Source organism: Gelidibacter salicanalis, from assembly GCF_016469035.1.
Taxonomy (GTDB): Bacteria; Bacteroidota; Bacteroidia; order Flavobacteriales; family Flavobacteriaceae; genus Gelidibacter; species Gelidibacter salicanalis_A.
Map to the genome: position 1 here is coordinate 178310 of NZ_JAEHJZ010000032.1, position 23469 is coordinate 201778.

Here is a 23469-nt window from a genome sequence, read left to right on the forward strand (position 1 = left end):
TGTTTTAGCTATTAAACAATCTGAGCGTAAAGGACGTGGCACGGCTGTATAACTTGAATTTCAGAAATACTATAAAAAAAACAGATCCCAATTGTACCACAGGAGCAAAAAAGCCTTGTCCTGCATCAGTTCCAAACAGGTTAGGCCAAAAATTGGTATTGATTTCGGTATAGATGGCGTTGATAAATATGTTGACCAAAAAGAAGGCTGGTACCAGCATGTAAACCGCAGCATATAATTTGAAAAAATTATATGCCAAAGAGCGGAATTTTTCAAACACGGCCAAGCTTATGACCAATGGGAAAAATGCTTGCATAATTCCCAATAGAAAATAGCGCTCGGCTAAAAATAGTGGGTAAATAAATAAGTCCAAAATCCAAAGAAAGAGACTGATTATAAAAGCCAATATCTTGAAACCATATAGCGGCGTTATCAATGCTTCATAAAGTAAACTCATCGCATTTTTTGCGACATCAAAAAGATGTATGTCTTCTTCTATTGGAAGGTCCTGCAATTGCAAGGGAAGTAAAGCAGGGGCGGTGGCACGATATTGGCCTTCAATTGCGACCAGGATACCATCAAAGAACCCTAATACTTGAGTTGAGAATATGACCAATAGAACTATTGCAAAATTCTTTGCGAGTTCTCCTGGAGTCAATCCCCAAGTATAGCCGTCCTTATCCGCAATACCTTCATTGTATTTTTTTAGGATATTGACCAGAAAAAATAGTACAGCAAGGGTCTTCATTCCCGCAATGGTGTATTGGGAGAAACTACTGTTCTGTATCGTTTGGAAAACCGTATCGATGTATTCCAATCCTATTCCTAAAATGAAAGTTGCGGTCATCTCTAATATTCTGTTTCACGGTTATTGATTTTGTCCTGCATTTTCCGAAATGAAATGATATCCCTGTAGCGTTTTGTTTTGGTTTTAATATTGGAAACCATTTCCCTAGATTCCAGTTCTTTTTCTTTTAGAATTGCTGTACGTTCCGCATCGCTCATTTTTAAATAGTCGCTCGACAAAATCTCATCTATAAAATCCAGTGTATCCAACGAGTTTTCAACGATCGCAGTGAATGATTGTGACACCCTTGATACTTCATCAGGTTTTATAAAAGGACTGTCTAAAATGTCCCTCAAATCATTTTGCATCACCTTGAGAAGGCGTTGGTTATTACTTCCAATTTCACGTACTGCGTTTAATTGCTTGACCACATCATTGACCTTTTCAATGTTTTCCTTTTGTGTTTTTAAGAACTCTACGGTCTTGATAATGTTTGCAGTCTGCTTCCCGGATTCTATCAATTGTTTTACCAAGCTGATAAAATTGGTGTTGTCATAAGTGGGCATTCCCTGGCAGGCAGCGCGTGCAGGCAATAAAAATGCAACCGTAAAGAATAGTGAGAATAGGATTGTTTTAATTTTTGTTTTACGCATTGCTGAATATTTGTTTTGGTATTCGTGAACCTTTGGTTTCATAATATTATATTTTAGATGTGAATTCTTTAATTGCCAATTCCATATTATTGGTCTTTTTATAAATGGCCATTATGGCCTCGTTTTCCTGTCCATCGGTTAGATAGGCAGCATACACTTCCTTGGGAACTTCAAGCCTAAAAATGTTGCTTTCCTTTCCAATCTTGATAAACATCTCGGTATACTTCCGTGGACCGGAAAGATTGTTCTTGATGGATTTTAATTGGTTGAGATCGTGGCTGGAGAGGTTGAGCCGTTTAACCAGTTCGGCGTAGCCTTTTTCATTGTTCAGACTATAAATGACCTGGGTGTTTTCCAGAATGCTTGCGGATGTGGCATTGTTTGGAAGCTGATTGATGGATTGCAGAATAATCCCAATCGCTCCATTTTGTTTACGAATGGCTTGATAATAAAATTCTACGCTTTCCAACACGTTTTCAAATTTGAGTTGCTTTGCAAACTCATCGAATAGGATGATGCCCTTTTCAGCTCGGTTTTTCCATATCGTTCTTTGGATAGCCGATTTGATCAGTTTCAACATTACGGACAGGATTTCCTTGTTGTCCTTGACTTCATCCAGTTCAAAAACGATCAAGCGCTTATCCTCGATTTTATAGGTCTGGTCTTCGCTGACTTCAAACAGAAAACTGTAGAGGCCATCGCTAACGTATTCAGACATGACGTGCAAGAAGCTCGTGACATTAAAATAGTCGGGATGGATTTTAAGGGTGTCCAGAAGATCTTCCTGATTCCTTTCCATAAAATTGTAGAAACCTTCCAAGGAATGGTTTTTTGAAGTGCTGTCATAATAATGACGCAGGATCTTTTTGACGGAAACCGATTGTGCCTTGGTCACTTTAAGGTCTGAAGCAAATAATTCAAAAAGAAATACTGATAAATCTTCAAGACGTTCAGGAGCTAAGTCAGATATATTGCTGATATAAAATGGATTGATACCGAGGTTCTTTCCACTCTCATAACGCAGTACGGTATACTGTTCAGGATACAGTTTTGCGAATTTGGTGTAGGAACCACCTAGGTCAATGATGACCAATCGAACGCCACTTTCAAAATATTGACGCAGGATATTATTCGCCAGAAAGGATTTGCCCTCGCCTGTCGGAGCAAAGATGGCAAAGTTTCGTGCTTTGATACGATTTTTTCCCTCGTCCCAAACATCTTTTAGAACAGGAATATTATATTCACGGTCATTGAAAATGATTCCTGTTGCATCCGATTTATAATTGGTGTTGTTGATGAATAAACAAAGTGCGTGTTTTAAATCGGTAACATATAAATCGTTATTCGAGAAATTGGAAGAGAAGCAGCAGTAGCTGTTCAATATATAATTTTTCCGTTCCTCGCCTCTTGGATAGTAGGGGATTATATCCAACTCCTTGAACTCCGTTTTAATCTTTGAAGTTATTCTATCCAGTTCTTTAGCTTCCTTTGCCCAATAGATAATATTGAGATGGCCACGAATAATACGTGAGCTATCATCGGCATTGATTTGGTCCAAGATGTGTTGGATTTTTCCAAGTACGACCTTGTTCTGTGAGCCAAAATTTGAACTTTTGTTCAGTTCCTCGATCTTCTTATCGAGCAGCTTACGCCATTTTTGTTTATCATCTAAATAAATAATCTGATTAACGATATGATTTTCATTAAGCGTAAGCCCTAAACCATCAATAAACCCTTGATGAAATACGAAGTCGTCAGAAGTGAATCTCTCATTGGTCTTGCTACTCTGTACACTTTCGCCAAAGCACAGTTCGCTATTAATGGCCAGGGCATCAAAATGGTTTTTACCAATTGTGACGCTTTTCTTATCCAGTAAAATATCGGTGTCAAAATCTATATTAAAGCCATTAAAGTAGCCACTTGTAAGCTGTAAAATCTGTTCCGGGTTTAGGGGAAGGAACGTCATTTTTCTACTATTGTTTATAAAGGAAACGGAGTCGCTAACCGAGTTGGCGAAGCTCTTGATGTTGTCATCCAGTTCCTGTACAATTCCCTTTGATATTTTTCGAAAAGGATTGACATATTTGGGGTTGTTGAGTGCTTTGTTCTTGGTCAGAATAACGAACAGATAGCACTTGTGTTCAATATAGCCACGACCTTTGAAGTGTTGGTGTGTAGCTTTTTCCAAAAAAGTTGTATTCGGAAGTTGTTCCGAAGAATAGGATTTTTTAAGATAAATATCCTGCTTATGGACCACAGTTCCAACAGGCAATGATTTCAAGGCCTGGAACCAAGCACCGTGCATATCCTCAAAGTCCTTTTCGGAAAGCGAGTAGATTTCTGGCAGATTTCCTTCATAGCACAAAATTACATTGCCATTGTTGGCAAACACGATATTGTCCTGTATATCTGCAATGGGTTGATATGATGAAAGGTTAATCTTGTCCATAATTGAAGCCTGAATTTTGTTTGTTACTGATGATTTTCGGGAAGGCCTTGGCCATCTGAAATAGTTGTGGATTGTTTGTGATTCGGGTTAATGCAATGTAAAGCGCAGCATTAAAAACAAAGACACCTATAATAATCCCGAAACTGAATGAAAATATGATAATCATTAAAGAACCAAGGATAGACATCATCATTAGGGCGAACAGGGAAATGGGCAGCCCAAAAATGACTGCCTTTTTCCTAATATTTCTATAGACCTCGAACCGCTTCATTATACTACGATTCCAATTAGATAGGTAAATATTCCAACAACAGCACCCGCTATTAAAACGAATACCAAAACTCTAGTAATACCTTTTTTTAAATCTGCGTTCTCGCCAAAGAAGTGTCCTGCATTAAAAAGGAAACCAACTAAAAAAATAACACCGAGTAAAATTGGAAAGATTGTTCTTATAGTATCACCTACATCATTTACAGAATCCTCAATGCCACCAATTTGTGCAAAGAGAGAGGTAGAGATAAGTGAAAGAAATACTGCGAAATAATTTGATTTTTTCATAACTGAAAAGTTTAAAAATTTGTATTGTTTTCGTTATTGGAAATTTACATATATTTGTTTACAAATAACTGATAATCAAATATTTGTGAATAAAATATTATTTAATATTGTTTGATTTCCGTTGCTATTAATTGGCATCAAATTTTATGATTTTTGGAAGTTGAATTGTTAATAACCCAAAATTTGAAAATGAAAAAAGTGCTCAAAAGCGTCAGTTTTGTCTTTTTGCTTCTAAAAATGTGTATCATTTTTGGACAGGAAATTGCCACTAAAAAAAGAATAATTATTGATGTTGGACACGGTGGAAAAGATTCTGGTGCAATTGGAATAAATGGCATCCAAGAAAAAGATATTGTACTAAATATCGCTCTTGAAATTTTGAAGCTAAACGAAAAGTCAGAAATGCCACTTGATATCTATTTGACGAGATATAGCGATACGCTTATTTCGTTAACCGATAGAAGCAAATTGTCCAAAGCTTTGGAAGCAGATGTATTTATTTCGTTGCATTGTAATCATTCGGATAATTCAAATGCGAGAGGAATTGAAGTGTATGTGGCAAACGCCACTTCACAATATATAAAGGATGCCACTTGGTTAGCTTTTCAATTGCAAGCTGCATTTAATAAGGAATTGGGATTTGAAAGTAGGGGTGTGAAGTTTGCGAATTTTCAGGTGTTACGGGAAACAGCCAATTATTGTGCTTCTGTACTTGTGGAATTGGGGTTTTTGAGTAATACAGATGAAAACAATTATTTTTCAAACCTTTCTAACATTCGATTGTCTGCATTATCGATTTTATTAACTATTCAAAATTATTGAAAATATGAAAGATATTTTTTTAGAACTAACTAAAAGTATAAAGGCTATTGTAGAACATTTTATTTCAGAAGTGATTTTGTTATATAAATCTTTTCGTGGTTGAATTATTTACTGTCATCAAGCATTATTGATTTATACCAGTAAAAGAAAGCTTCTGGATTATTCTTTTTAAGCTTGTTGAGCTTATTGTATTTAGGGTTTTCAATCAACCAGTCTGTTACCTCTAATGGGTTGTCAAACCTTTCAATCTTATTATTGATTTGGGACTTGATTAGTTCAGACAAGTATGCCACTTTTGAAGATGCTATGATGGCTTCTTCAATATTAAATTTCTCAATGGTAAAGTTTGTAAAATTACTGATACCTGTTTGAAGATGTTTAAAATCTTCAGATTTAGTGTCGCGAGTTGAAAGCACAAAACAAGCTTCTTGCGTATCGTTTAGTACTTGCTCTGCGGTTATATCTAATTTTCTAAAGGAAAGCTCTTCTTTAACCACTTTTGCATAGCTGGTTCGTACCACCGTCAAATCAGAAATGTTTTCCATTAAAAAAGCGACATCGAATAACTGTTTGATAATCTCTACAGGTCTTCCTTTGCTATATAGAATTCCTGTTGTTTTTGGGGCAAAGGCGGTTAGTTTATCGCCTAAAATAGCGTCAAAAGTTGGCATCATTACTTGTGTAATTTCGCCCTCTGTCTGAATCCAATCGTGAGCTATTGGGATTTCTGTGAGTTCAGGATATGGATTTGGGGTGTATAGAACATCTAATAAAATAGGCTCAATATTTCCGTCCACGTTGCTTTTATAATATGTTTTAAAATGTCCCACAGGGGCATCAGGTGTATGTACTCTATTGTTGTCATCTTCCCAATGTGTGAATACAGTTTTACTACACATAATATCTAATATGGGTTCTATATCGCTTTGAGTTTGTTCGGTTATGATATCAATGTCAATGGAAAATCGCTTTGGCTTTTTTGTTGCTAACAACAAAGCGGTTCCACCTTTGAAAATAAATTCTAGACCGTTTATCTTTAATTGTTCCAATAGTATCAAGGCATAAATAACCTTCTCTATAAGTTTTGGATCATACTTTCTGCCAAGTTTTTGCTTGACCTCAAAAATCCATTCAGGATGATATGTACTTTCTTTAATCATATATATTAAGTTTTGGCAAAATATTAATTTTTTGCCAAAGTTAAATTCATTCTATGTTCTACTTCTTTTTCCTTATTTCGTCTTTGGGCATAACGTTTCATTTTGCCTTGATTGATTTCAAACTTGCTAAAAGCCGATTCGTATATAAAATCTAATTCCCCTTGTTGTGCACCATACAAGTTGGTATCGATAATCATATCCACTAAAAGTTTCTCTAATGATGGTATTATGATATTTTCAGTTTCGATTACAGGTGCTTCCGAAACCAAATGTTTTATAATAATTACATCATCACTATTGTGAATGTAAAGCTCAAAGGTTTCTATATCGGGTTCTAAAAAAACTTGTTTTCCTTTGTCCTTTAATTTGTAAAATACGGATTGGGCTACATCTTTTTCCAATTCAACAATGGTGTAATATTTAAATGGCTGGTGTCGCATTAAATCGTTCAGCCAAATAGTGTTCCAAATACAAAAATCTATGAAGGGATAGTCCTTTTTGATTTTATTGAACAGTCGCTTTAATTTACTATTGATAACCGGACAAAATTCATTATTTCCCTGCAACGCATAAATACCTCTAGTTGGATTTTTTAATACCCCTTCTTTTTTTAGTTTCGACAAATAGACGTTAATCGAGCTTTCTTTCAGATTTGGAAAATCTTTGCGAATGCCATCAACTAAATCTTTTTTAGAAATAGTTTGATTCCCTTGAAAATAGGATGGTATTTTTTTTTCTATTGTATAATCCAAAGTAATTACATTTATTAAACTTTGGCAAAATACAATAAATTTGCCAAAGTTTAATTATTTTCTTTTGTCCCCAGCACCTTTATCAAAAGCAATCAAATTAAATAGCTCACGCATTCGGCTACGAACACGGTTTCCATAGCGTTCTTCCAGTTCTTCAGCATTGAGATTTGTGGTAGCGTGTGTCTTGATTTTATGTTTGGTCTGAAGATAAAGTTCATATCGGGAAAGCAATACTTCGCCCATTACGTTCAAGTCTTTGCCATAGAATCTTCCGGCGGGTTCAATACCTAAATCATCAAAGCAATAAAATCTGGTATTGCCATAGTCTTCAATGGTTTTAAAACCTAGGTGGTTAAAACTGAAAGCAACGTTTCTACACGGAATCATCTCATAAGGTCTTTGCATTGGTACGATATGGCGCAGTAATTTCATCAAGGTCGTTTTTCCGCATCCTACAGGTCCAGAAAGTAAAATACCTTTGTCGATATCAATGCCGTTCTTTTCACAATTTTCTTTGTCCTTGATGAAATAATGGCAGAGTTTACGAATGATTTCTTTGTCCTCATCATAAATTCTGAAGTGATTACCAAAGAGGAGCTTTCCTTTTGCATTTAAATAAATTAGAATTTTGTCAAAGTCGTAAAGAACACTTGTACCATCAAAATCGCCGAGTGAATATTCCACGTCATCTTCTATGATTTTAGAGGGGTTGTCCATAATCTTTGGTTTTAGTGGTCCGCAAGTTGTCCTTGTCCCGGTACCTATCGGGATGGGACAGTTGATTTTTGTTTGGTTTGTTTACTTCGGAATATAGCTCCGCTCTGTCCATCCAATTTGCAGCCAAGGCACGCCAATCTCTAATGGTTTTCCCATCGCTGGTTTTCCAATTCCGATTTTCATAGTGCTCGAAGAATTTTTTTCCTTCATCAGCAGTAAAACTTTTTTCTAAAAAAAAATTAATAACGGCCTGCCAGCCCTTTGGTTGTTTTATAGTGTTTACTTGTTTGGTATTGTTTATAGTAGATCCCATTTTAAGTCCTGTGGTGGGACTGTAGTGTCCCAGATCAGGTTCATTTTTGGGATTGTACAGTTCCGCTACCTGTTCCAATATGGGACTGTACTCCCCTGATATGGGACTGTAGAGTTCCAGAGTCGGTTTATTTTTGGGACTGTAGAGTTCCGCCACATGTTCTAATATGGGACTGTCACATCCCATATTAGCCCCATCATCTGTGCAAAGAATGGACATCTTTATTTTGCTTCCCTTATAAGGACTTTTGGAAGGAAAATATGAAAGATAATTCCATGAGTTTAGGTCGGTCACACACCTGTGGTAGCTTGATTTTGAACGGATTTTGGAGGCCGTCATCAAATCCGTTCGATTCACATAGAATTGAATTGCAAACCGGCTACTGTTCCATTCTTGGAACAGTGCCATATAGAGACTGATGTGTGGAGGATTTAGACGGTCATCCAAAAGAAATTTTTCATAGGCCGCATTGAGTAGTTTAATGTAATTCATGGCTTAGTAATTTAGGTTGTGCTGCACACGATTTGCAGTCAAAATTTCTTGGATTTCTTCGGCATCATAATAAATGATTCCTCCAACTTTGGTGTAAGGTAAGGTGCCATTGATACGAAGATTTTGTAATGTGCCCGGACTGACCTGAAGCAAGTCCATGACCTCAGATGATTTGAGGTATCTTTTCAATTTCCCTTTAGACTGTTTGGTTAAAAGGTTTTTAATGTCATCGAGCAATTCCATTTTGAATTCCCGAAGATCGTCGGTGGTAATAATACTTGTTGGCATAATAACATGGTTTTGTAGAAAGGGACTATCGCATTGCTGTCAATCATTTTGATAGCCCCTGACTTGATTTGACTTTCGTTCTACAAAATTGTTGGATATTGTTGATAAATCATCAATAGTCAGTCCCAAGGTGGGAAGTTTTTTTCAAAATAAAATTTGAGTCGTTTTGGTATTGGAAGGTAAGGAAAGACAAGGTTTTTGACTCCAAATGATCTCAAAGTAAATGGAAAATGGAAGGGGTCAAGAATTCCCAAGTTGGGATCATCTATGGATTATTCATCAGAATCTTCAAACCGCATTTCGAGGGAATCCTTGAGCTTGTCCATGAATTTGGTCTTATTGGATTTTCTGGCCCTGATCTCGATAAAAGTGTGGTAGTAGTTTCCCAGTCCAATGTTGAACATTTGTTCAAATAGGGACGCCAATTCCTTGATGTCGGCGGTGCCGCTGTTGATGGCCCCGCTGCTGTGAAGCGCGTAGATCAGTTCAGTGAGTTCCGTTTTGCTTCCCGTCCAGAAAAGTTTAGAAGATGATTGCTTCATTGATTTATTATAAGTGTCTGTGCTGGTCTGTAGCTTTTCTATTTCCTGTTGCAGGTATACAATCAACATGTCGTAGGCAATTATGGTGGCCACGGTGGTGTCCTGACAGGTAGAAAACTGTTCGTCTATAAAAAAATGGTAAGATTCTGTAGGTAACCGTAAATCCGACTTACCTCGGATAAAATATTCTTCATCCAGGGTCGTAGCACCTCTGCGATAGTAATGGTAGAACTCTAAATTATCATTAAAGAATACCTGCAATTTATCGATATGGTTGTTGAGATACCTTATTTGAAATTTAGAGCTGCTCCGTGGACGTTTGCTCTCTATATTGAAGAGTCTTACGTAGTATATGAGCCTGCTGAAAATTTGTGGTTTAATATGCTTAAAAAAGCTGATCTCTTCATTTTTTGAGTCAAACCCTTTTTCAATGACCTCATTTCTAAGGCGCTTGATGCATATTTCTGTTTTTGCGATACGATGCTCTGCTTTATATAAAATATCATCAGTCTCAAATTCCAAAGATTCAAGATTCGATTCAAATTCTGATATAAATTTTTGGTACCTCATGTCTATGTATAGCAATATCTTTTATTACTATCGGGATTCCAATAATCCCATGAGTTCGAGGGTATAATTGTCAGAAGTTTGGATGTATGCATATTTTTCTTCCACAACTGCTCCAAGTTTTCTTTTTTCAAAAGAGGCCGTCATGCCCAAATCAATGTATTGAAATTTCAACTGCATCGCTCTTTTTAGGGTTTGATACAGCAATTGGCGATAGGTCTGGTAGGTCTCAAGACTGTCATAGTCAATTCCTACCAAGGAAGGCACGTAGGTTTGGCTGCCATTATTTTTATAGCAGAACATCACCCCGATAATTTTCGTCCGATTTTCAGGTTCTCTAATGATTATGAATTCCCAGTTCGGATTTTCGGACATATTTTCAAATAGCTCAACAGGATAGGAAAATGTATTCAAGCCCAAATTATTCTTGCGTACGTTATCGTACAATTTTTTTACCTGTTTTAGTTGGTTCGTATCCAGTTTTTTTAGGAACGAGATGTCCAAATAAGGCTCATAGGCCAAAATATCCTTTCTGAGGTGTTTTTTACTTCTTGAGGAAAGTGTCGCCGTATACTGCTCAATAGAAGCGTTATGCCCTAAATCGATTTTACAGGAATTTGGCATTTGGACCCGGACAAAGCCCTGCCCTTGGAAATAGCTGTGCAATTTATCGTTCTCTTTAAAATCTCGGAGGACAACCATTTTGGAATTCGAACTCTGTTCCAGATGTTCTAAGGTTAGCATAAACCTATTGAGGGCTTCAGTCCTTAAGGGATGTGTGTCATTCACATAAAGATGGTTTCCCTCTGTAAATAGACAGCCCAAACTGAGTACATTAGAGGTCATATAGTACGGATCTAATTTTCTTTCGGCCTCTATAATCTCTGAGGCGGTCATATTGGCGAGCATATCATCCTTCCATAACGATGAAGATATTGCAGCCGCCAATACAGGCGTTTTTTGCGCGTCAGTAATGATCAAATACCAAAAGTTCCAGTTGTTTTCTCTTAGCGGATTGTCGGAAAATGTGTTTTCGAGAAATAAAAGGCCGTCCCAATCTTGGATGCCAGATGTACCTACTAACCTGTTCCAGGTCTCTTTGTCAATTTTTGTAATGGAGTCTTCCAATTGTACCGTCAGATTAGCCTCGGATCTGCTTTCAGGTTTTATCTTAGTCTCTAAATTGAATGCCTGATAGACACGACCCAAATTGGTATCCGTCTCTTCGATCGCTTTTGGCAGATGGTAGACCATGGCGTCAACCAGTGCTTTAATTTCCTGATGCTGGTTATGTCTGGATATGGTTATTCTTACCCCTGTATTTTTTACGGGCACAGCGGGAAATAGACCTAAATTCACGTAAAAACCTTCCTTCATTAAGCGATTGACAAAGTTGTAGCCAGTTTTTGGCATCCCCGTACCGATAAAGAAAACCGGCGAATTATTTTTATCTATGAGTGGTAAATCGGTCTGTTGCACCAACGCGTTAAAATATTGAATTCTCTGTTTTAGATCGTTTTGGAGGCTATAGATTTCAGGGCTTAAATGAATCTCGGCGGAGGCTGTGGCAGCTGCCACGGAAGCAGGTTCCAATTGGGCCGAAAAGGTTAACGGTCCACCAAAGGTTTTTATCTTGTGGTACATTTTTTTGTTGGAACAGACCAGTACCGATCCGCTAGCTCCAAAGGTTTTGCTCAGGGTTCCGAACAGCAACATATTTTCAGTAAGCTCATTGATTTCGCTCATCACATAGCCCGTCCCATTTTTTCCGATCCAGCTCATGCCGTGCACATCATCAAAATAGAGAAAGAGCTGTGGGTATTTTTGGGCGAGATAGGTAAGATCCTTGATAGGTGCAAAATCGCCATACATGGAATAGATGCCATCCGCCATATACCAGATCCTTTGTTTGCTATTGGCATAATACTTTATTTTGTCTTCCAGCATGTTCAGATCATTGTGCCTGACCATAGCAACGGGAACACTTCGTGTCTTTAATATTTTTGCCGCACTTTGGACGCTCCAATGCACTTGATGGTCCAATATGATGGCATCACGATCGTCAACAGCGCTTGGGATGACACCCATATGGCCTAAGGTGCTGTTCTTTGTAATGACTACGGGATTTTGGTACATCTCGGTCACTTTTTCTTCCAATTGTCTATATAGCGGATTGGAGATGTAGGATTTAGACAGTGGAAATTGGGTGCCGTACCGTTGGATAGCACTTATTGCGGCCTCTTTCAATCTAGAATCCTGTTCCAGTCCTAAATATCCTGTAGTCCCAAAATGGAATAGGTCTCTATTGTTAACGCCAATGGTTCTACCTGAAAAGCTTTCTCCCTCCGCGTATAAGTGGAGGACGCCTTCATCTATGGCATCTGTAAATACATCATTTACGGTGTCCAAAAAATTGTTGTGTTTAATTTTAGCCATGATCTGGGGATTTTTGTGGAACAGAATTTAATAACTTTTGCGTGATTTGTAGAATTCAACCTCACAATAATCCCGATTAGGCAAGTTTTAATCCGTTATAAGCAACGATTAATCCCTATTTGTCAATTCATCGAACGAATAGGTCAAATAAATCACTTGATAATTTTGTAAATTTATGGGAATAACCAGTTTTTTAATTCTCCATACCATGATGACCTACGAAAATGAGTATGCTACTTATCAAATAATTGAGGGCATTCTGCACGTCAAATACAAAAATATTGCTGTAGATCTGCCTGAAGCCGTCTATATTGTCAAGGATCGGCTAGATTTGCAGGAGGGACAATTTATGCCGGTCCTTTGCGATATACGCGATATAAAGGAAATAAATAAGGCAGCGCGTATTTATCTGTCAATAGAAGGTTCTGCCTTCATTAAAGCGGTAGCCTTTATTGTGGAATCACCGGTTTCTGAAATGTTGTCCCAATTTTACTTACGTACAAGCAAACCTACCATTCCCACCGAGGCATTCGATAATATCCATGACGCTCTGGTGTATTTAAATGCATATAGGTGATTTATTTTGGGACTAAATTTTAAAAGATGCGCACGTTGGAGGACATAGAACAAAGAATGCATGTCATCAATAAAATGCTGTTGGAAATGGCTTCGGGGAATTTCTTTTATCGTATTGAACGATCCAAAAAAAACGATAATATTGAAGCACTGGTCGTGACATTGAATATGTTGGCTGAGGAAATGCAGGATACCATCTTGCATCAGGGCTATGCTAATAGGGATACGGCTATACTCGACATTGTTCAAATGAGCTTTATATTGGATCAGAGGGGGACGGTGCAGATGGCAAATTCAGAGGCATGCACTATTTTATCCATGCTTATGGAAGATGTGGTTGGTAAACTATTTGAATCGTTCTTGGTGGCGGAGTCGGTTACCAAATGGAAAAAAATATGGAAGCAATCTGAATATAAAACTATCTTTGATACATCTATCGGTTTGTCTTTTAGGACAAAGGCGGATCTTGTAATTCCTAAGATTGTCTATCTCACAAAATTTTCAGAAAGCACAACAAAAGACATCAAAACCCTCATTACCGTTATACATCATTCCAATTATCAGAGCAAGCTTCACTCAGATTTAATTACAAAGGTCAAACAGGCGAAACATAAAAGAGAGACGTATTCCGAAGTGTATCCATTGGTTTTACGAAAACCGAAAATGAGATTGAGCTTTGAAGATATCCGAAAGATTAGGAAGGCGCATGACTTGATCATGAATAATCCAGAACATTATTTTCCTCCACTCAAGAAGTTTGCCCTGCAACTAGGGACCAATGAATTTAAGCTCAAGTATGGCTTTAAAGAATTATATGGTACTACAGTACACCATTTCCTGATGCAGGAACGACTTCGGAAAGCTCAGATGATGATCCAGTACAGTGATCGTTCATTTAACACTATAGCCCAGATGTCAGGTTTTAAAACGATGTCGCACTTTTCGAGATCCTTCAAAAACAAATATGGGTTTTCTCCAAGTGAGCTCCGTAAAAATTGATTTTTCAAAGACATATAGTATTGACTACAAGTAAATTAATCCCGATTAGGCAAATAATGCTCCTTTAAGATCAAATAGAAGTAACGACCTTTACCATATCAAATCAAATGATATGAAAGTGCCAAGATCTTTCCTGAAAAATATACCGCCGGTGGTCAGTTTGCTGTTCGTCCTGTTGTTCGTGTATGCGGCAGTCAGTAAATTTTTGGATTTTCAAAATTTTCAGATGCAGATCGGACAATCTCCTTTATTGAGTGCCTTCACTGGGTTTGTTTCCTATAGTGTTCTGCTTTTGGAAACCCTTACGGTATTTTTGCTCTCCATTGCAGCCACAAGACGGTTGGGCCTCTATCTTGCCATGGCCTTGATGGTCCTGTTCAGTCTTTATATCTTTATCATACTGAACTATAGCCCTTTCGTGCCCTGCTCCTGCGGAGGCGTTCTGGAGCGTATGAGCTGGAGCGAGCATTTGCTGTTCAACATTCTTTTTGTGGTGCTTGCAATGATAGCGCTTTATATGTCCACCAAACGGTATAAAAGAACAACCGTATGGATGCTCTGTATAATTTTGGTCTGCTCACTGACGATGGCGCTTCTATTCAGGGCTTCTGAGACCATGGCCCATGAACGGAACAATTTTATAAGACGCTTTCCGCAGCACAGGGCCACCTTGGAAAATTCGCGTGACCTTGGCCTGAATTCCTATAAGGTTGCGGGGATTGACAGCACCCATATCTACCTTACCAATACTACGGGTCCCTTGCACATCAAGGTGCTGGACCATGCACTGGATATCCAACGGGAAACCACCATTGCCCTGTTGGATGGGGACATGCTGTTCAGGTCGCCCAAGGTCAGGGTCGTGGCCCCGTATTTCTATTTTATGGACGGCAACATCCCGATCATCTTAAAGGGCGGGATCACGGACTGGAAGGTAAAGGCGCAGGAAAGGGTACAGGGCTATTTTTCAAAAATTGTCCCTACGGTCCACAACGAATTTGTAATGGTGGCCCGCGAGAGCGGAACCAATGAAAATGTACTGGGCCTGATGAAGACAGGTGATACGCCTGACCTGGCACTGTCCAGGGAACTACTGGTCAAGCAGGTGGACGGTGTCTTTGACACGGACGGCATGCTCCTGTACAACCGGCAGCTCGATTGGATCATCTATACCTATTTCTACAGGAACCAATTTATTGTGGCGGATCGTGGCCTAAAACTGGACTATAGGGGCAAGACCATAGATACCATCAGTAGGGCGGTGTTGGAAGTAAGCAATACTGGCTCGGGGAAGGTGCGCAAAATAGCTGCCCCTCCCATGGTGGTGAACAGGAATACGGCCACCTATGGCAACCATCTTTTTGTGCAGTCAAAGGTCATGGGGCTCTATGAGCCCGAATCGTCTTGGAAGCGCAATTCGGTGATCGATATCTATGACCTTACAAACGGTTCCTATGTGTTCAGTTTTTATGTCCCCAATGTGTCCGGTGAAAGCCTATCTGAATTTTATGTTCAGGGCAACCGGTTGGTGGGCTTGATAGGAAACCATATCAGGGCCTATAAACTGGATTTGGAGATGGACAGATAAGCTCCTATAAACATACTACGTAGTTCAGGAAAAGCCGAAAACCTGTCAATAGAGTAGGCGTAATTTTTAAATTTTTAATATTATGAAAACACAAATTAGAAAATTGATGATGCCAATGGCCTTTGCACTGGTTGCAGCCATAGGCGCCTTTGCGACCGGCAACGGTGCGAAGGATGACGCGTCCCTTGCCGATAGGCAGGGGTTCCAAAAGGTAGGGGACTTGTGTATCCCTACATCTACGGAATGTTCCACAATTGAGGTACCGTTCCTTTGTACGGACGGCGCCAACACCCTTTATGACTTTAATGGGACTTCCTGTCCGGATGTCCTTTACCAGAAAATGGATTAAGGAAGGGTGATCAAAAGTTCAATGCCGGGAATCTTGTGTTTCCGGCATTGTCCATTTCTTACAGTCCCATTTCTTTTGGAATCGGGATTTTTTTTAGGTAATAATCGAACCAGGCCTTTGTTTTTAGGGTCAGATCCTTCTGAAACTTTGGTGTGGTGATAACATGTCCCTCACCTGGATATAAGACCAAGGTGTGTTCTTTTTTAAGGCTTCTCAATGCCAGGTGAAGTTTCATGCTTTCCTGTGGATCTACCTGTGTATCCCTTGTTCCCGTAACGCTCATTAAAGGGGTCTCAATATGTTCGGCAAATGTGATGGGCGAATTGTCGACAAAGCCTTGAAAATCCTCGTAAAGTGATGCTCCCATACGTTTTTGGTGCGTCTGGTAGCGCCACATGTTTGACCGTGTTCCCTTATCAAGGGACAGGGAATTCCCGACCAGATCGACATAGCCACAGCCGGAAACGGCAGCGGCAAATGTATTGGACTGGGATACGATAAAGGCCGTCTGGTAACCGCCAAAGGAATAGCCGATGAGCCCAATATGCTCTCTGTCCGCCACTCCCATGTCCACAACTTTTTTAACGGCTGCCTCCACACAATCCACTGCCGAAGGACCGGGCTCTCCATCTTGATGGGCAATATCGGGGTAGAGTACCAAATAGTCGTCTGTGGTATAGATGGTCGGGCAAAAGCCATTGGTGTTGTAGACCGTAGGATTAAAATAGTTATGGAAGTATTGGGATTGCGTTTCATAGATATTGACCACCATGGGGTATTGCCGTCCTTCTATGTACCCCGCTGGGTAATGGAGCACGCCGTGGAGCTGATCCCCAGCGCTGTTGGTGTAGGCGATGAGCTCCGTTTTGCCCCAGCCATAGTTTTCCTGCTGCACATTGGTCCTTACCATACTTTTACTTTTAAAATTGGCGTCCATGTAGAGGAGCTGTGGAGAGTGGTCTGCCCGTTGTAGGGTATAGATGAAGTTCTCGCTGTCTGCCGCCTTTTTGAGGTGTGCCAGTTTTGCCTTTTTTGTGATCATTTTAGTGGGCTTCCCTTTTGTGGTCCATCTGAAATAACCCATCGATTTGTCGTTCAGGTCAAAACTTTCAAGGACAAGACCGTCCCTAAGGTCAAAGGTGCGGCCAATGGGGTCATAGAGACTGAAGTGCGTTTTTTTCCTATTCAGGTCCGTGACCACCCTGTAGCGTATGTTTTGGGACTTGCCATCTGTGAGCCGTATCTGTTCTTTGCCGTTCGGGGATAGCAGCCATACATCATATTCGGAATGGATGATGAGAAACTTACTGTCCGCAGTCCATCCCGCCACCCCATGGGAAGGTTGTTGGCCGCCGGGATAGCTCTTCTGTTCCAGATCATTGATGTTGTGGGAGAGCAGGACATGGTGACCCGTCGTGAAATCAAAACTCCACCACTGTCTGTTTTTGTAATAGTTGATATACCGATTGTTTGGGGATGCCCCTAGGAACCCAGTCTTGTAGGACTGGTGTCCCACAATGAACTCACGCTTTCCCGTTGCCAGATCCATGAGCCAAAGATCGGTTGGGCCATAGGATTCTGGCTGTGGCTCATAGCGGTGTGGATCAAATACGATGGCCTTTTTTTTGTCCTCGGTCAGGTAGGCACCATAGCGCTCGTTGTCCATGATTTCAAGGAGACGGTCTGTTTTGGGAAACCAGCACGCTAGCTTTGGTCTGCCCTTTGGGTCTCCCTCCAAAAGGTTCCTTGGGTATTCCAACCTGTCGCCGCTGCGCCACACCTGTACCTCATCTTCATTATTGTCCGATTCTGTGTCACCCTTGAGGTAAAAGATGAGGTTCCCATTGTCCGGGGCAATGGCCAACGGGGTAAAGGAAGGGTTGTACAGGATGGTCTTGCCATAGACCGGGCTGGAGGGACTGGACGGATCAAGTATAAAATATTCTTTGGCATGTGCAAGATCCTCTATGAAATGGATCCTGTGATTGGGTGCCTTGTCCCCATTTTCAATGAACTCTTCCAGAAAGGCCAGCGCATCACTGTCCGGGTTCCAGACCAGATGCTTACGGGGCAATGGGTTTTCCCGAAACAGCACTTTGGCCCCAAGGCCACGGGCTGGATTTAAAATGGCCACTGCATTATCGTTAAGGATATAGGCCACTTTGTTGCCATTGGGACTGACTGTGTATTCCTTTATCATGTCTATGTTGGTCGTCCTGCCCGATGCCAGTTCCATGATCATGAGTTCTTTGCCTTCCTCCATCAACTTCTCGAAAAGCACAAATTTGGAGTTGCCCATAAACTGCCCCGAGATGACCTTATCCCATACCTTTTGTTTTCCCTGTGGTAGGTCCAGGAGTATCAAGGCACCCTCCGCAAAGACCAGTGCCCACTTTTCATCACTGCCAAAGAGGACCTTGCGCCCTTGGGGAAAGGGATAGACCTTTTCGGTTTTGGTACCCTTGACAAACAGGGTGTCCACACCGCCATTATAGGCCAATCTATAGGACAGCCATGTCCCTTGGGGGGATAGATCTCCCGCAACAAGGGTGTTCCATTGGTCGTAGTCTTTCATGGTGAGGTCCAATTTATCCTGTTTTTGGCAATGTGCCATGGAAGCGCTGAGGAGCCAGAGAAAGAGAAATGCTTTTTTTAGTACCATAATCATAAATTTCAATAGCCCGTATTTTGGGGTTCCAAGTTTGGGTTGAGCAGGAGTTCCGATTCTGGAAGGGGAAACAACAGGTTTTTTGGTTCCCATGCCGGTTTGATGGGGGATAGTACCGCCTCTGCCATCCCGTTTCTTTTAAGGTCAAACCAGCGGTGGCCAAATTCTGTAAAAAGCTCCAACTTTCTTTCTTGCTGTATGGCCGCGAGCAATTGCATCGTGGTGGTCGCTGTGGTGTTCTCAAGGCCCGCCCTGTTCCTGATGGTATTCAGGTCCTGTTTTGCGCCATCGCTGTCGCCAAGATTGGCACGGGCCTCCGCCCTTATCAGGATCTGTTCCTCCAGGCGCAGGACAATGGAGTATTCCTGGGATACGCCCGTATTCTCCGTCAGTTTGTATTTGTAGGGATGGTACCAGACCTGTACACCTTGCGTCACACTTTTGACCCAATGTTGGCCGCGCAGATCGTTTTCTCCAAAGCTTGAGACAAGATCCTGTGTGAGTGCCGCAATCGCTGGTGGGCCACTTGAAAAACTGAAGATCTTTCCCTGCAAGGTGTTGGCCCCTGAAACTCCAGGGTGCAGTTGCCAGATGGTGGAGATGCTGCCTTTTAGAAAGGCCGCATCCAGATCATCCTCAACGGCATATAGTGCCGTTTGTCCAATAATGTCTGAGGCATACATGTCCGCCAGTGACCATTGTTCCAGATACAGGTGTGCCCTTGCCAAGAGTGCACGGACCGCACCCTTGTTTGCCCGCACCCTGTTTTGGGCAGGGTATCCATAGGTCAATTTTTGATCGGCGGCCTCAAGATCACCGATGATATGCGCCATGACCTCACTTGCCGGTAGCCTTTGCACCTGGGCGTTGCCCTGGTAATCTGTCGTGGTGATAAAGGGGATGTCGCCATAAAGGTTGACAAGATAAAAGTGCAGGACCGCCCGAATGAAAAGGGCCTCACCCTGTAATTGGTGGGTAGCGCTTTTGGGGATTTCAGGGGAATTTTCAAGTCCCTCGAGCAGGGCATTTGCTGCATAGACCTGCCCGTAGCTGTTGCTCCACAGGGAGGACGCATAGGTGTTTGAGGGTAACAGGCCATGGGTGAAAAAACTTTCCAGGGGCGAGGTGCCCGTGCCGTAGTACGCGAGCTCATCGGTATAAAGACCGAGGACCATACTGGTCCCGTCCGGGTTTCCCGTTAACACCCCGTTGTTCCTTAACCGTGCATAGATATCGGAGAGTGCTGCCGTGGCAGTGGTCTGGTCCTGATATACCGCTGGGCCCGTGAGCTGTGACACTGGGAGGTCTACCTCAATGAACTTAGTGCATCCAAGCAGCGATAGTCCAAGGATGACCGTAACCATAAAAATTATAGTGCTTTTTGTCTTCATAAGATTAAAAATTAAAGATTGTACCCATGGTCAACTGTCGTAACGGGGGTAAAAATGTAAGGGATTGGTTCTCTGGATCGGCTCCCTTATAGTTGGTGAGGGTCCATAGGTTTTGGCCCTGTAGATAGATACTTCCCGAAACCGGACCGAGCAGGTTCTTTGGAATCTTATAGGTCAGACTTAGGCTCTTCAGCCTTATATAAGAGGCATCGGAAATGGCGGCATTACTGGTCCTGTACCTGAAATAGGCACTAAAGGCCTTAGAGTTCAGTCCCGTAGTGTAGCGCTGGATCTCGGCGTTCTCTCCGTTGGCGGGCCAATGGTCCAATACCTCAATGGGCATGTTGGTCATGGTCCCCGGCAGATTGGATGAGTAAATATAGTTGCGGCCATCCTGCCTGACAAACTGGAACAAAACCTCGAGCTCCCAGTTTTTATAGGCGATACGGTTGTTGAGGCCACCGAACCATTGTGGGGACACGTCACTGATAAATTGCCGGTCTGCCGAGGTGATCAGGCCGTCACCATTGTAGTCCTCAAACTGATAGATGCCCGAGTCAGCGTCAATGCCGGTAAAGTGATAGCCCTTAATGATATCCACCGGCTCCCCGATGACATAGGTGTTGGCATAGGTGGAGCCTTCCAGACCATCAAAGCGCAGCAGTCTGTTATTGGGGATGGTCAGGTTGGCCGTGGTGCTCCATGAAAGGGCCTTCTTGTCAATGTTGAGCGTGCGCAGTTCCATTTCAAGGCCCCTGTTGAGGATCACGGCATCCAGATTGGCCTGTATATTGTTAAAGCCCGTAGTTGCGGGAAGGGGGATGCCCACCAGTTGGTTGGAAGAGCGGTTTTGGTACCATGCCGAACTTAAGGTGATCCTGTCCTTCAAAAAACCCAGTTCGGCAGCGAGCTCTACCTTGGTATTGGTTTCCCATCCAAAGTTTGGACTGAAGAGCCTGGTGGGCTGTAGGCCGGCCACCCCATTGTAGAGGTTGTTGCTTACGGAATAGGTGTCCAAAAACTGGTAGTCCCCGATCTGGTCACTGCCCGTGGTGCCGTAGCTGCCACGAAGTTTTCCAAAGCTCAAAAAGGAGGATTTCTCGAGAAATTTCTCCCTTGAAAAGATCCATGCCGCCCCTATGGCCCCAAAATTGGCAAACCTGTTCTTTGGGCCGAACCTGCTGGAACCGTCCCGCCTTCCCGTGAGGTTGGCAATGTACCTATCTTTGAACTTGTAGTTGACCCTCCCGAACACCGCTTGGTACCTGTACTCTGAGAGCTGTTCTGCCAGTATTTGAACGGTGGCCGCGGCGCCGATACTGTTGATCAGGCCGTTGCTGGAAAAACCTGTGCCCCTTTGGGTACGCATCTCGGTGCTTTCCGATTGGAAGGTAGTGCCAAGCAGTACCTCCAGTTCATGGTCCTGCCATGTATGTTTCCAATGGAGCTGTGGCTCCACGATCCATGAGTTTCTTGTGCCACCGTTCAAGGTTAGGATGGAACTGCTGCTGGTTACTCCATAAACGGGATTGTAGACGGTGGACGGCCAGGTACGGGCTTCCTTCAAGTCCATATCGTTGTAGCCCAGACTTGTCCTGAACTCCAGATTGGGCGCCAAGCTATAGCTGAGAACCGCATTGGCAATGAGGTTCTTGGACCGGTTGGTGTATTTGCCCAGGCCATTGGCCAAAGGGTTTTCAAAGGTTCCATTTTCCCAGTTTAGGCTACCATCTTCATTATAGAGGGCAGGCGCATTGGGCGCCAGGCGATAGGCCTGTGTGGTCAGGTCATTGGCCTGGATATTGCTCTTGTTGCTGGCGTAGTTGAGGGTAAGGTCCACCTTGAATCTGTCATTTATGGAGCGGTGGGAGACCGAACTTTGGACGGCTGCCTGGGCGTAGGTGTCATCACCGGGAAAGACGGTCGACTCCGTTCTGTAGGTGCCGCTCAACAGAAACCTGGTCTGCTGGTTTCCCCCGGACATCCCCGCCCGTAAATTTTTAATGTACGCCGTACCGCCAATAAGTTCTTTTGCCCAGTCCGTATTTTTGGTTTGGCTCCAAACACCGTTGATGTCATAGGCATTGACAGGGTAGGACGTGATGCCATCATTGGCATAGGCCTCACGGCGCATTGCAAGATACTGTCCTGTATCCATCATTTCCATTTTTGAGCTTACCTTTCCCAGACTAGTAAAGGCCTGTAGGCTAAAGGCCGTCTTTTCTGAGGTGCCGCTCTTGGTGGTAATAAGTACCACCCCGTTGGCACCTCGGGAGCCATAGATGGCGGTGGCATCGGCATCTTTTAGGACCTCAATGCTTTCTATATCGGACGGGTTGATGCTGTTGAGTGGGCTGGTCGCACTGGCCAACAGTCCGCTGGAGGTAAGTGAACTGCCCAGGGACTGTGAGCTGTAGGGAACCCCATTGACAATATACAGCGGCGCATTGCCATTGCTGCGCAAACTGTTGATGCCCCTTATCTGGATATTGAAGCCGCCCCCGGGAATGCCAGAGTTTTGGGTGATGTTGACCCCTGCCATACGTCCCTGTAGGGCAGCCAGTGGATTGGTTATGGGCTGTGTCTCCATATCCTTAGCGGTAACACGTGCAATACTTCCCGTTTTCTCACGGTCAGTAGTGGTGTAGTAGCCGGCATTGATCTGTACCTCGCCCAGGGCGGTGGCATCTTCTTGTAGGGTGATGTTAATGGTGCTGCGGTTTTGGATGGGGATGGTAAGGGTGGTATAGCCCAAATAGGAAATTTGAAGGCTGTCCGTTGGTCTGGCAGTAATGGTGTAGCGCCCATCAAAATCAGATACCACACCCGTATTGGAGTTTTTAATAAGAACATTGGCGCCAGAGATGGGCAATTGCCCATCGGTAACCTGGCCGGAGACCAACAGGTCTTGGGCAGAAAGGGTCAGAGAAAGGCTTAGGAAGAAGAGACAGCCGGCATAAATACGCCGCCGCCTACACAAGGTATGATTTTTTGTCATAGTTTTGTAATGGTTAAGATGATACATTTATTTTAACTTTTGGCCTGCTCCAACGTCGTCGAAAACTGGGAGCGGGTCTTTTTTTTGGTCAGTTTATAGGTTGACCAATTTATTTTTTTGTAAATTTTATCTCATAGGCATCTATATTAAGTGATAAGGGAAGCGGGGCCGCCGGCCTTAACCAGATCTCCATCAACCGGCAGCCCATTCCCAAAAGACTAAATCCAATTGCTCGCTATGTTGCACTATTTTTTTATAGTGCTGCCATTTCTTAGGGATGGAGGATTGCAGTTGGCACAGCGAGGTATTAATAGCAAGCTCCATTGGTGTTGTATGGTATCAGTTATTATTTTTAAAATTGTAT

The 23469-nt window shown here is 42.2% G+C and carries 20 protein-coding genes; 5 read left to right on the plus strand and 15 right to left on the minus strand.

Translation table 11 applies throughout. From position 1 onward, the window contains the following. Positions 1-4 precede the first annotated feature (4 nt). From JEM65_RS13280 to JEM65_RS13300, 5 genes are read right to left on the minus strand one after another with little or no spacing between them, the layout of a single operon-like run. A complete protein-coding gene (locus JEM65_RS13280; RefSeq protein WP_199600325.1) occupies positions 5-847 on the minus strand; it encodes a hypothetical protein in 843 nt (280 codons plus the stop codon). A gap of 2 nt (positions 848-849) precedes the next feature. Then, positions 850-1440, minus strand: a complete 591-nt coding sequence (locus JEM65_RS13285; protein WP_199600398.1) for a conjugal transfer protein — start codon at positions 1438-1440, stop codon at positions 850-852. Between the two features lie 46 nt (positions 1441-1486). Further along, positions 1487-3889, minus strand: a complete 2403-nt coding sequence (locus JEM65_RS13290) for a TraG family conjugative transposon ATPase (RefSeq protein WP_199600326.1) — start codon at positions 3887-3889, stop codon at positions 1487-1489. Next, complete coding sequence (locus tag JEM65_RS13295; protein WP_199600327.1) at positions 3876-4160, minus strand: hypothetical protein; 285 nt, start codon at positions 4158-4160, stop codon at positions 3876-3878. Before JEM65_RS13295 ends, JEM65_RS13290 begins: the two co-directional genes overlap by 14 nt. Further along, complete coding sequence (locus tag JEM65_RS13300) at positions 4160-4447, minus strand: hypothetical protein (RefSeq protein WP_070237397.1); 288 nt, start codon at positions 4445-4447, stop codon at positions 4160-4162. The genes JEM65_RS13295 and JEM65_RS13300 overlap by 1 nt, the downstream gene beginning before the upstream one ends. A gap of 189 nt (positions 4448-4636) precedes the next feature. On the opposite strand from JEM65_RS13300, the gene JEM65_RS13305 reads away from it, so the two are divergent. Beyond that, positions 4637-5269, plus strand: coding sequence for an N-acetylmuramoyl-L-alanine amidase family protein (locus JEM65_RS13305; protein ID WP_199600328.1), 633 nt, complete (start codon positions 4637-4639; stop codon positions 5267-5269). A 104-nt stretch (positions 5270-5373) separates the two neighbouring features. Here JEM65_RS13305 and JEM65_RS13310 read toward each other — a convergent pair whose 3' ends face one another. The 7 genes from JEM65_RS13310 to JEM65_RS13340 all read right to left on the minus strand — a co-directional run bounded on the left by JEM65_RS13310 (position 5374) and on the right by JEM65_RS13340 (position 12536). After that, positions 5374-6429 (minus strand): nucleotidyl transferase AbiEii/AbiGii toxin family protein, encoded by a 1056-nt coding sequence (locus JEM65_RS13310; RefSeq protein ID WP_199600329.1) that lies wholly within the window; start codon positions 6427-6429, stop codon positions 5374-5376. Between the two features lie 23 nt (positions 6430-6452). Next, complete coding sequence (locus JEM65_RS13315) at positions 6453-7181, minus strand: DUF6577 family protein (RefSeq protein WP_199600332.1); 729 nt, start codon at positions 7179-7181, stop codon at positions 6453-6455. Positions 7182-7235: 54 nt separating this feature from the next. Continuing rightward, positions 7236-7898: an ATPase gene (locus JEM65_RS13320; protein ID WP_199600334.1), complete on the minus strand. Its 663-nt coding sequence runs from the start codon at positions 7896-7898 to the stop codon at positions 7236-7238. Continuing rightward, complete coding sequence (locus JEM65_RS13325) at positions 7882-8703, minus strand: hypothetical protein (RefSeq protein WP_199600336.1); 822 nt, start codon at positions 8701-8703, stop codon at positions 7882-7884. Before JEM65_RS13325 ends, JEM65_RS13320 begins: the two co-directional genes overlap by 17 nt. Positions 8704-8706: 3 nt before the next feature. Continuing rightward, positions 8707-8991 carry a helix-turn-helix domain-containing protein gene (locus JEM65_RS13330; RefSeq protein WP_199598351.1) on the minus strand — a complete coding sequence of 95 codons (285 nt, stop codon included), beginning with the start codon at positions 8989-8991 and terminating at the stop codon, positions 8707-8709. A 272-nt stretch (positions 8992-9263) separates the two neighbouring features. Then, complete coding sequence (locus JEM65_RS13335; RefSeq protein WP_199600338.1) at positions 9264-10103, minus strand: RteC domain-containing protein; 840 nt, start codon at positions 10101-10103, stop codon at positions 9264-9266. Between the two features lie 27 nt (positions 10104-10130). Next, positions 10131-12536 (minus strand): aminotransferase class I/II-fold pyridoxal phosphate-dependent enzyme, encoded by a 2406-nt coding sequence (locus JEM65_RS13340; protein WP_199600343.1) that lies wholly within the window; start codon positions 12534-12536, stop codon positions 10131-10133. A 175-nt stretch (positions 12537-12711) separates the two neighbouring features. Here JEM65_RS13340 and JEM65_RS13345 point away from each other — a divergent pair, with 175 nt between their 5' ends. The 4 genes from JEM65_RS13345 (at position 12712) to JEM65_RS13360 (ending at position 16048) form a co-directional block, all read left to right on the plus strand. Further along, positions 12712-13113, plus strand: a complete 402-nt coding sequence (locus tag JEM65_RS13345; protein ID WP_199600345.1) for a DUF7793 family protein — start codon at positions 12712-12714, stop codon at positions 13111-13113. Between the two features lie 26 nt (positions 13114-13139). Continuing rightward, on the plus strand, positions 13140-14111 hold the full coding sequence (locus JEM65_RS13350) for a helix-turn-helix domain-containing protein (RefSeq protein ID WP_199600347.1): 972 nt from the start codon (positions 13140-13142) through the stop codon (positions 14109-14111). Positions 14112-14223: 112 nt separating this feature from the next. Then, complete coding sequence (locus JEM65_RS13355) at positions 14224-15699, plus strand: MauE/DoxX family redox-associated membrane protein (protein ID WP_199600349.1); 1476 nt, start codon at positions 14224-14226, stop codon at positions 15697-15699. Positions 15700-15781: 82 nt separating this feature from the next. Next, positions 15782-16048, plus strand: a complete 267-nt coding sequence (locus JEM65_RS13360) for a hypothetical protein (RefSeq protein WP_199600351.1) — start codon at positions 15782-15784, stop codon at positions 16046-16048. A 58-nt stretch (positions 16049-16106) separates the two neighbouring features. Here the strand turns inward: JEM65_RS13360 and JEM65_RS13365 are convergent, their stop codons facing one another. The 3 genes from JEM65_RS13365 to JEM65_RS13375 are packed head-to-tail and all read right to left on the minus strand — an operon-like array spanning position 16107 to position 23105. After that, positions 16107-18809, minus strand: a complete 2703-nt coding sequence (locus JEM65_RS13365; protein ID WP_199600353.1) for a S9 family peptidase — start codon at positions 18807-18809, stop codon at positions 16107-16109. After that, entirely contained in the window at positions 18722-20107 is a 1386-nt protein-coding gene (locus JEM65_RS13370; protein WP_233530656.1) for a RagB/SusD family nutrient uptake outer membrane protein, read from the minus strand. Before JEM65_RS13370 ends, JEM65_RS13365 begins: the two co-directional genes overlap by 88 nt. A gap of 4 nt (positions 20108-20111) precedes the next feature. After that, a complete protein-coding gene (locus JEM65_RS13375) occupies positions 20112-23105 on the minus strand; it encodes a SusC/RagA family TonB-linked outer membrane protein (protein WP_199600356.1) in 2994 nt (997 codons plus the stop codon). Between the last annotated feature and the right edge of the window lie 364 nt (positions 23106-23469).